The organism is Pseudoalteromonas sp. UBA6610, assembly GCF_002433295.1.
Lineage (GTDB): Bacteria > Pseudomonadota > Gammaproteobacteria > Enterobacterales > Alteromonadaceae > Pseudoalteromonas > Pseudoalteromonas atlantica.
In genome coordinates this window covers 25,753-35,283 of sequence record NZ_DJHW01000077.1, presented here as the reverse complement: position 1 = coordinate 35,283, position 9,531 = coordinate 25,753, and the positions used below count along the sequence as shown (strand labels likewise).

Sequence of the window (9,531 nt, the reverse complement as noted above, 5' to 3'; positions counted from 1 at the left end):
GGGTTCTTCCTAGGGGCTATTTACTCTTTGTTGCCTACATGGATGTAGGTAAGGGGCGTGAGCAGGACGCGGAAGCTTTGCTCAGCTTTTACTTAGCCCACTAGGTTACAAACCTCGCGCCGCGATTAAATAGCCCCTAGTTTGAACAAACTTTAATCCGCAAAGTTCAACAGCCCCTAACTAAAGCGAATAGTTTGCTTTTCGTGATCTGAAAGTATGCGCTTCATGTAGGCGTCTATGTCATTTTTTTGTGCGGGTAAACTTACACTAAATTGTCGCTCGTTATTGCTATGAATAATAAGCTCATCGTTCTTACTTTCTATATGTTCAATGTTGCCAATAACAAGCCATTGCGGGCCAAATTTTTTATCAAAGAAACCTGCCAAGCTAAATAACATTAAGTGCTGTGCATCGCGCTGAATAAAATTATCAAGCGTATTGCGCTTTTTAAAGGCGGGTGTCAGCCTGTAACAACACGAACAAAACACAAATAACCATAATCCTATTACGGCAGAAAACCAAATATGATCAGTTAGCGATGTAAACAACACCAAAGCGCCTAAAATAATGCCAATACCAAGCACTACAATGGCAATTTTTTTATTAATGTTATCCATTTAGCTCCCTTTTATTTAGCGTTTTTATCATCTGCTTTTTCGGTAGGCTCTGGCCAATCGTTAAAAAACACCTGCAAATAACGACTCTTTGCCAAGTACCACATTACCCAAAACACAATCACCATTTGCACAGCTAAAAATAATGAAAACCTGTAATGACTATGTGCAGCTTGTATTGTTAACCAGCTTAAGTCGGTTATTGCACACACAAGTAACGGCCAGCGCATGTAGCGCCACACCATCGCTAAACGCGCACTTTGTTGATGAGAGTCGCGCGGTCGTCTTAAGCAAAATAAAAAAGTGGGCACTATCGCAATAGCGCCAATCGAAATTGCGATAAAAAAATCGTTTTTAGATTTAAAAAATAGCGACATTAAATCAAGCTCAGGGCGACGACTCAGCGCCGCTATAACCCAAATAAAATACGCACGTAGTAACACCAATAAACTTAGATGAAATGCAATCGGCGTACGGTAGCTTCCGTATTTATCCCAGTACTCGGGTCCATATCGGCTCATTTTACTACCCTAAGCATTGTACTTATCAAACAGTGCAATTAAGTCATCTTCGCTAAGTATGTCTATGCCTAAATCTTGTGCTTTAGTTAATTTAGAGCCGGCTTTTTCGCCCGCCACCAATGCATCTGTTTTAGCCGACACACTACCGGCTACTTTTGCACCTAACTGTTGTAAGCGTGCTTTAGCATCGCTTCGGTTTAAAGTATTAAGAGTGCCAGTTAATACATAGGTTAGCCCAGCTAAGGGTTGCTCATCCTCTGAAGGCGGCGTTAGCGCTGGCCAATTAATGCCTTGTTCAATTAAAGCATTAACTACATCTACATTATGTTGCTCATCAAAAAAGCCACGAACATGAGTTGCTACAATAACCCCTACATCGCTCACTTGTGTAAGGCTTTCAATACTGGCTTGGGTTACCTTTTCAAGTGTTAAAAAATGATTTGCTAAGTTTTGCGCTGTGGCCTCGCCAACCTCACGAATACCCAGCGAATATAAAAACTTTGCAAGCGTAGTTGTCTTTGCAGCTTCAAGCGCATCGACTAAGTTTTTAGCCGACTTAGGACCCATACGCTCAAGTGACTCAAAGTGACCTTGTTTTAATATAAATAAATCTGCGGGGGTTTTTACCAACTCTCTATCAACCAGCTGATCAACTATTTTGTCGCCTAAGCCATCTATATCAAGCGCTTTGCGTGATGCGAAATGCTTTATCGCTTGTTTACGCTGAGCTTGGCACACTAAGCCACCGGTACAACGAGCCACGGCCTCGCCTTCTACTTTTTCAACGTGTGAGTCACAAATGGGGCAACTGGCAGGAAATACAATGTCGCGTGCATCATCTGGGCGGCGCTCAAGTACTACTTGTGTAATTTGCGGAATAACATCGCCGGCGCGGCGTATAATTACTGTATCGCCTACCTTTACGCCTAAACGGGCTATTTCATCGCCATTGTGCAGCGTTGCGTTTGATACCGTAACACCGCCTACAAATACAGGCTCTAAACGCGCTACCGGCGTTATTGCGCCTGTGCGACCAACCTGAAATTCTACATCAAGTAACTGGGTTATTTCTTCTTGCGCAGGAAACTTATAAGCAATTGCCCAGCGCGGTGCACGTGCAACAAACCCTAAACGCTCTTGTAAGGCTTTTTGGTTTATTTTAATTACTACGCCATCAATTTCATATTTAAGCTCGCTTCTGCGCGTTAAAATATCACTGTAGTAATCTAAAGCCGCTTGCGTACCTTCAACTAACTTTGTTTCTGGGCACAGCGGTAAACCCCAATCGGTTAATTTTGCCAATTGTTGGTAGTGATCCTCAGGGATTGTGCCATCGGCCACCAGCCCAGTGCTATACGCATAAAACATTAGCGGGCGCTTAGCGGTGATTTTTGAATCAAGTTGGCGTAGGCTACCTGCGGCTGCATTTCGAGGATTTACAAATACTTTTTCGCCACGTTTTTCGGCTTCGCTGTTTAGTTTTTCAAACCCAGCGCTATCCATAAATACTTCGCCACGTACTTCAAGCTCTGCGGGGTAATCGCCACGCAGCTTAAGGGGCACGTTACGGATTGTTTTTACATTTTGTGTAATATTCTCGCCAGTAAAACCATCGCCACGAGTTGCGGCCTGCACAAGCACGCCGTCACGGTAAATAATCGACACAGCCAAGCCATCTAACTTAGGCTCACAACAAAAAGTGAGCTCATCTTGGCTCATTAAACGCTCTTTAATACGGCGGTTAAAGGCGCTAAATTCTTCTTCACTAAAGGCGTTATCAAGCGATAGCATAGGCACTTGGTGAGCAACTTGTTCAAATTTACTCAGCGCAGCGCCTCCTACCTTTTGAGTGGGTGAGTCTGGCGTTAAAAATTCTGGGTTTTCTCTTTCAAGGGCGCTTAACTCGCGCAATAGTCTATCGTATTCTGCATCAGGAATACTGGGTGTATCAAGGACATAATAATTGTAGTTGTGTTGCTCTAACGTACTACGAAGATGATTAATTTGCTCACTAATGCTGCTAGACATTTAAACCTCAAAAAACATAAAAAAAGCCACTTTTAGGTAAGTGGCTTAATAAAAATAATGTGTGCGTATAAATTACGCAGAAAATGCACGAACCTGCTCAACATATTGACGAACGCGCTCAACGGTCATTTCTTCACGCTCGGCATCTAAAATTTGTGCACCAAATTCATCGGCAATTTTCTTAGCTGCGCTATGTAACATATTAAAAGCAGCTAGCCCGTCGCCTTCACAAGGTAAAGTCATAAATAAGCTAACCCCTGCGGTGCTAAACTGTTCCATATTATCAATATCAAACGTACCTGGGTTATACATATTTACTAATCTAAATAACACTGGACCTTGCCCTGCAGGGTCTATGTGGCGATTAAAAAAGCCTTCTTCTGAATATTTAAATCCTAAGGTATTTACTGCAGGCAATAACTTACTGCCTTGCATGCTTAGTCCCTCAGGCATTTGAATATGCACAATAACAAAGTCAGACACATCTGCTGGCGCTTCTTTTTCGCTCTCTGGCTCTGGTTCTAGCTCTGGCTCTTGAACTACTTGCAGGTCGTCTTCAATGGGTGTTTGCGCCACGCTAGTATCTATTTGCGGCTCGTTTGCATCAAAGTTTAGCTCACCAAATTGCGGCTCATCTCGCTGGGCAACAACCGGCTCTTTAGGTTCAACTGGTGTATGCGAAGGTGTATCTTGCATTGGTTCAACCCGCTCTGAAGGCGCTACCTCTGGGCTGTCTTTTTTTCTAACTGACCATAAACCATGTACTAATAAGCCACCTATGACAAGTACACTGATCACAATTAAAACCAATCTTAGTTCTTCGGCCATCCCCTCACCTTTTATTATTTGTTATGCCTAAACCCGTGTATTAATTAACACTAATACGCTTAAATAAACTGTTATGTATGTGCAAGTTGCACTGCTTGTTCTATATCTACTGCTACCATGCGTGATACGCCTGGCTCTGCCATGGTAACGCCAGTTAAACGCCCTGCCATTTCCATCGCAATTTTATTATGACTAATATAAATAAACTGCACCGATTGTGACATTTCTTCAACCAAACGGCAAAAACGTACCACGTTAGCATCATCAAGCGGCGCATCTACTTCATCCAGCATACAGAATGGAGCTGGATTGAGCCTGAATATAGAAAACACCAATGATAATGCGCTCAGCGCTTTTTCTCCACCACTTAACAGATGAATTGTCGAATTTTTCTTACCTGGTGGCTGTGCCATTATACTAACACCACTTTCGAGTAAATCGTCACTGGTTAATTCTAAATACGCGCTACCACCACCAAATACTTTTGGAAATAGCTCGGCAAAGTCGTTGTTCACTTGATCGAAGGTAGCTTTAAAGCGTGTTTTGGTTTCGCTGTCAATTTTACGAATCGCCCCTTCAAGCGTATTTAGCGCTTTGGTTAAATCCTCAAGTTGATTATTCAGATAATCACTGCGCTCTTTAGCTTTTTCAAACTCATCTATTGCGGCTAAATTAACTGGACCTAGCTTATCTAATTGATGCACAAGCCCACTGATCTGATTTTGCGCTGCATTTAAACTCAGTGAATCAGGTAGTGTATCTAAAACACTTTTTAAACTTTGCTTTAATTCTTCAAGCGGCTCAAGTGCTGCCTGCGCTTTTATAATTAGGCTTTGCTCTTCAATGCTTAGCTTTTGATGTTGTTCTTGCAAACCTGTCAGCTCACCTTGAGAGTGCTTAAGGCTGGCTTGTTTACTTATAAGTGTTTGCTTTGCCTCGTTAAGCTTTTTTTGTAACGCAACCAAGCTAGCTTCGCCCTGCTGATGTTTTATTAAAAGCTGTGCTATTTGCTCAGTGAGCTCTTGCTCGGGTATTAGCAACGCTTCCATTTGCGCTTGCAGCTCTTGCGCTTCTTCTTGCGCACTCATGAGCTCTTGCTCAGCATGATTAAGCTTTGTTTGACTAAGCTGCCACTCACTGTGTGCTTTTTGCTCTTTTAACGTGGCCTGATGCGCTTGTGTTTTATATTGCTCAAGTGTAGCTGCAGCTTGGCTGTATGCAGTATTACTGCGTGTGCAAGCAGCGTCGGCGCTTGCCAGTTCGTCAGCTAAGTTATGTTGCTGTTGCTGTAACACTTCAAGCGCACTGTTGTGTTCATCGAGCGTTTTTAATAATTGTGATTGCTCAGTGGTTAATGCACGCTTTTGTTGCTGGTACTTTTCTAGTTGCTGTAAAAATTGTGCTACTTGCTCTTTTAACATGTCGCTGCGCGTAGTGGCCACGGCAATGTTTTGTGCTAATTGATGAATTGCATTTTTAAGTACTGCTAACTCATCACTCAGCTTTTGCTGCTGTGTTTTTAGCGCATTAAGATTCTCAAAATCCCGTGCGAGGGTATTTTCGGCCTCTACTAAGCTCGCTGTTTTTTGCTTTAACTGTGTGTGTTTTAAAAGTTGTGAGTTTTCGGCGTTTTTGTCTGCGCTACGGTGCCAGTTTCGAGCATGTAAAGCACCGCTTTTATCCATAACCGCAATATAAAACGTATCATTTAACGCAGCGAGTTCAGCGTTTTCGCTGTACGCAATACGGGTCAATAAATCGGGATAAACACCCTCAGTAATTAACGCCGCAACGCTATTGACTGGTATTTCACTTTTATGCGGCCACACACTATTGTTGCTTTGCACATCAGCTACGTTTAGGTGCTCAAGCGTTTGCAGTGCCTGTTCAACTATATGTTCAAACCCTGGTTTTACCTGTAATTGATTAAATAAAGTGTGCTGCTTATTGTCATCTTCAATCCCTAAACTGCTTTTAAGCCCAGCAATGCGAGCTTTTAGCTCATTAACGTGCTGTAAGCTTTGCTGATGTTGCTGCTCAGCGTTATTTACTAAATCGGTTTGCTCTTTAAGCGCTGCGGTGCATTGTGTTTGCGCCGTTTGCTTACTGGCAAGCTCTTGAGTTAGGGTTTGTTTGTATTTTTGTTGCTCGGCTAGTTGCTGTTCTAATTGGCTACTTTTAATATCGTCAATTTGGCTATTTAGTTGGCTAAGCTGTGCGTTTACATGGGCTAAGGCTTGCTCTGTTTGCTTAACACTACTTTGCTGGGCCTGTACTTTATTATTAAGCGCGTGCTGTTGTTGATTAAGACTTTGCCACACGGCTGTGTGCTTATTTTTTTCATCAGCTAAATCTGCAAGTTTAAGGGTAAGCTCTTCAACTTGTTCGCTGCACTCTAAACTGTACTCGCTTATCTCTTGGTGGCTCACAGATAACTGCTCACACACATTTTGTTGCTGTGTTTTTAGCGCTTCACTTTGCAGCTTTCGCTGCTCAAGCTTAACCACACTTTGTTTAAGGGTTTGCGTTTGCTGTTTAATATTAATGTGTTGTTGTTCGGCGCGGGTCAACTCTGTGTGGGTAACGTGTTGCTGATGCTGCGCATCGTTAAGCGCATCTTGCTCTGCATTTACTTGAGCCTCTAGGCTTGCAAGCACATCGTCGTGGCCTGAGTGAGCCGTTTTAAAAAAGGCGATTTGCTCATTAAGCTTTTTGATTTGCTCACTTTTTTCAAGCTGTTGTTGATGCAGCTTTTGCCATCTTAATACAGCTACTTGGCCTTTTAAGGTACGCTCTTGCGCTTTTAAATCGCGGTATTTTTTCGCATCAACCGACTGCACAGCCAGTTTATCTAGTTGCGCTTGTAACTCTTTACGCACATCAAGTAAACGCTCAAGGTTTTCGCGGGTACTTTTAATTCGGGTTTGCGTTTCGCGGCGGCGTTCTTTGTATTTAGACACACCCGCGGCTTCTTCTAAAAATACTCGCAGCTCTTGAGGTTTGCTCTCGATTAAACGCGAGATCATCCCTTGCTCTATAATTGCGTAACTACGCGGGCCAAGCCCGGTGCCTAAAAATATATCGGTAATATCGCGCTTACGACATTTGCTCCCATTTAAAAAGTACAACGATTGGCCATCGCGTGTAACTAAACGCTTAATCGCTATTTGGTTTCTGTCGGCAAATGTATTAGGTAAATCACCTTGGGTATTATCAAAAATAAGCTCTACTGAAGCTTGCGAGATGGGTTTACGATTAGTTGAGCCATTAAAAATAACATCGGTCATGGCATCGCCACGTAAGTTTTTAGCTGAGCTTTCACCAAGCACCCATCGCACAGCGTCAATCACGTTTGATTTGCCACAGCCGTTAGGCCCAACAACACACGTCATTTGATCAGGAAATGGAATTTTAGTGGGCTCTACAAACGATTTAAAGCCCGCTAATTTAATAGTGCTTAAGCGCATCTTATTGTTATTACCGATTATTATTGTTATTACTTACAAACAATTTAACTCATAAACAGTTAAAAAGTTAAGCTTGGCGTTTAAAGTTATCTAAAATAATACCTGTGGCCATTGCCACATTAAGTGACTCTGCCTCACCAAAAGCCGGTATGGTTATTTTGTCGCTTACTAATTTTGCACACTGCTCGCGTATGCCATGCGACTCACTGCCCATAAGCAATACACCCTTTGCGCTAAAATCAGTTGTATGTACGCTTTGCCCATCTAAAAATGCCCCATAAATAGGCATATTTAATGTTTGTAAGTATTCAGGTAGCTCTACTTGGCTTACCGACACTCTGACAAACGAACCCATGGTAGCGCTAATTGTTTTAGGGTTGTAAGCATCGGCGCTGTCGGTACTTGTTACTATATGTTTAATGCCATACCAGTCGGCAACTCTGATAATAGTGCCTAAATTGCCCGGATCAGAAACTCCATCAAGCGCCAATATTAAGCCGGTATTATTAGGTAAATCAGCCTTTGGCATATCAACCACTGCAATGGCCGCGTTATTACTCACTAAGGTACTGACTTTAGTCAGCGACTCTTCTTCTGCTGGCGTAAAATCTACTTCTGGAAACTGGTTTTGGTGAGTATTTATAAACGCCTGTGTTGCAAATATATCAACCGCCTTTAATGGGCTGTTTAACAACTCAAGTACGTTTTTTTCACCTTGTACAAGGTATTGATTATATTGCTTTCGGTACTTTTTTTGGCCAAGTTGGCGAATAAGCTTGAGTTGGTTTTTTGAAATCATAACAGCCCCATAAAATTATCGCCCTAGTATACCAGAGATGATTTAAAGTGCAGCACCACATATATTAAAAGCAGCGCCATTGTAGGCTGTAAGGCTTTTAAAGATTGAGCTTTGCACCAAATTTAGGTAAATTAACAAAAAAACAACATGGATATAATTTTAATGGAATCAATACACCCTACTCCCCCAGAAACCACCCCTGCTGTAAGTGAACCTGCTGCCCCTATTTTTAGCGGCAAAATACAGTTTAGCGGTAAAGGCGGTGAGTTTTTTGGTATTTGGATAGTCAATATTTTACTGAGCGTACTTACTTTAGGTATTTACTCGGCTTGGGCAAAAGTGCGCACAATGCGATACTTTTATGGCCACACCCGCATTGACGGACACAGCTTTGACTACTTAGCCACCCCGATGCAAATTTTAAAAGGCCGTATTTTAGCGGTTATTGTATTTTTAATTTACTCCTTTGGTAGCAGCTTTTTTCCTCTTGTAGGCTTATTATTTGCGGTTGCTTTTATCTTTTTAATGCCGTGGATTATTAACCAAGGCCTGCGCTTTAATATGCGTATGACCCGTCATCGTAATGTACGCTTTGCATTTAAAGGCGATTACGGCGAAGCCTTCATTAACTTTATTCTTTTACCTATTGCCAGTATTTTTACCCTTTATTTATTAATGCCGTATGTTTTAAAACGTATCGACACGTACATACATAGCAATATTAGCTACGGTGACACGCCATTAACCGTAAACCTTAAAGGTGAAACCTACTACTTAACCGCCCTTATTTGCTTTGTGGTGAGCTCTATCACTATGGTGATATTTATGGCTGTATTAGGCTTATTTGGGCTTGATTTAATGAATGTAGAAAACCAACAAGCTGCACAAGATCCAGCCAAAATGGGCATTATGTTTGGTGGATTAATGATTGCTTACGTATTTATGATTGCGATAGTAACCGCTGTGTGGGCTGCGGCTATTCGTAACCATATTTTTGATAACAGTCAATTTGAAGACGTAGCATCATTTAAATCAGAGCTTAAGCCTATTCCTTTTGCCATATTACTATTAACCAATATGCTGGCAATCGTGTTTTCTTTAGGGCTTGCCTACCCGTGGACCAAAGTGCGTACATCGAGAATGCTTGCCGAGGTTACAACCATTAATATTTACCCTAGTGCGCTAAATTTAGTGGATACCGCGCAACAAGAGCAGTCATCGTTTGCTGAAGAAGCAGCCAATGTATTTGATATTGACCTATCGCTAACCTAAGA

7 protein-coding genes are annotated in these 9,531 nt (G+C 42.1%); 1 reads left to right on the top strand and 6 read right to left on the bottom strand.

The window, feature by feature from the left end:
* Nucleotides 1-176: 176 nt before the first annotated feature.
* The 6 genes from B4F91_RS10405 to B4F91_RS10380 all read right to left on the bottom strand — a co-directional run bounded on the left by B4F91_RS10405 (nt 177) and on the right by B4F91_RS10380 (nt 8,257).
* Complete coding sequence (locus B4F91_RS10405; RefSeq protein ID WP_024034163.1) at nt 177-617, bottom strand: hypothetical protein; 441 nt, start codon at nt 615-617, stop codon at nt 177-179.
* Between the two features lie 11 nt (nt 618-628).
* Nucleotides 629-1,135: a DUF2919 domain-containing protein gene (locus B4F91_RS10400; protein WP_004588866.1), complete on the bottom strand. Its 507-nt coding sequence runs from the start codon at nt 1,133-1,135 to the stop codon at nt 629-631.
* Nucleotides 1,136-1,144: 9 nt separating this feature from the next.
* Nucleotides 1,145-3,163 carry an NAD-dependent DNA ligase LigA gene (gene ligA, locus B4F91_RS10395; RefSeq protein ID WP_138579177.1) on the bottom strand — a complete coding sequence of 673 codons (2,019 nt, stop codon included), beginning with the start codon at nt 3,161-3,163 and terminating at the stop codon, nt 1,145-1,147.
* Nucleotides 3,164-3,235: 72 nt separating this feature from the next.
* Nucleotides 3,236-3,991 carry a cell division protein ZipA gene (zipA, locus tag B4F91_RS10390; RefSeq protein WP_004588864.1) on the bottom strand — a complete coding sequence of 252 codons (756 nt, stop codon included), beginning with the start codon at nt 3,989-3,991 and terminating at the stop codon, nt 3,236-3,238.
* Between the two features lie 71 nt (nt 3,992-4,062).
* A complete protein-coding gene (locus B4F91_RS10385; protein ID WP_286936356.1) occupies nt 4,063-7,458 on the bottom strand; it encodes a chromosome segregation SMC family protein in 3,396 nt (1,131 codons plus the stop codon).
* A 67-nt stretch (nt 7,459-7,525) separates the two neighbouring features.
* Nucleotides 7,526-8,257 carry an RNA methyltransferase gene (locus B4F91_RS10380; protein ID WP_054983436.1) on the bottom strand — a complete coding sequence of 244 codons (732 nt, stop codon included), beginning with the start codon at nt 8,255-8,257 and terminating at the stop codon, nt 7,526-7,528.
* Nucleotides 8,258-8,419: 162 nt separating this feature from the next.
* Between B4F91_RS10380 and B4F91_RS10375 the strand changes: the two genes are divergently transcribed.
* Nucleotides 8,420-9,529: a YjgN family protein gene (locus B4F91_RS10375; protein ID WP_286936354.1), complete on the top strand. Its 1,110-nt coding sequence runs from the start codon at nt 8,420-8,422 to the stop codon at nt 9,527-9,529.
* Nucleotides 9,530-9,531: the final 2 nt, after the last annotated feature.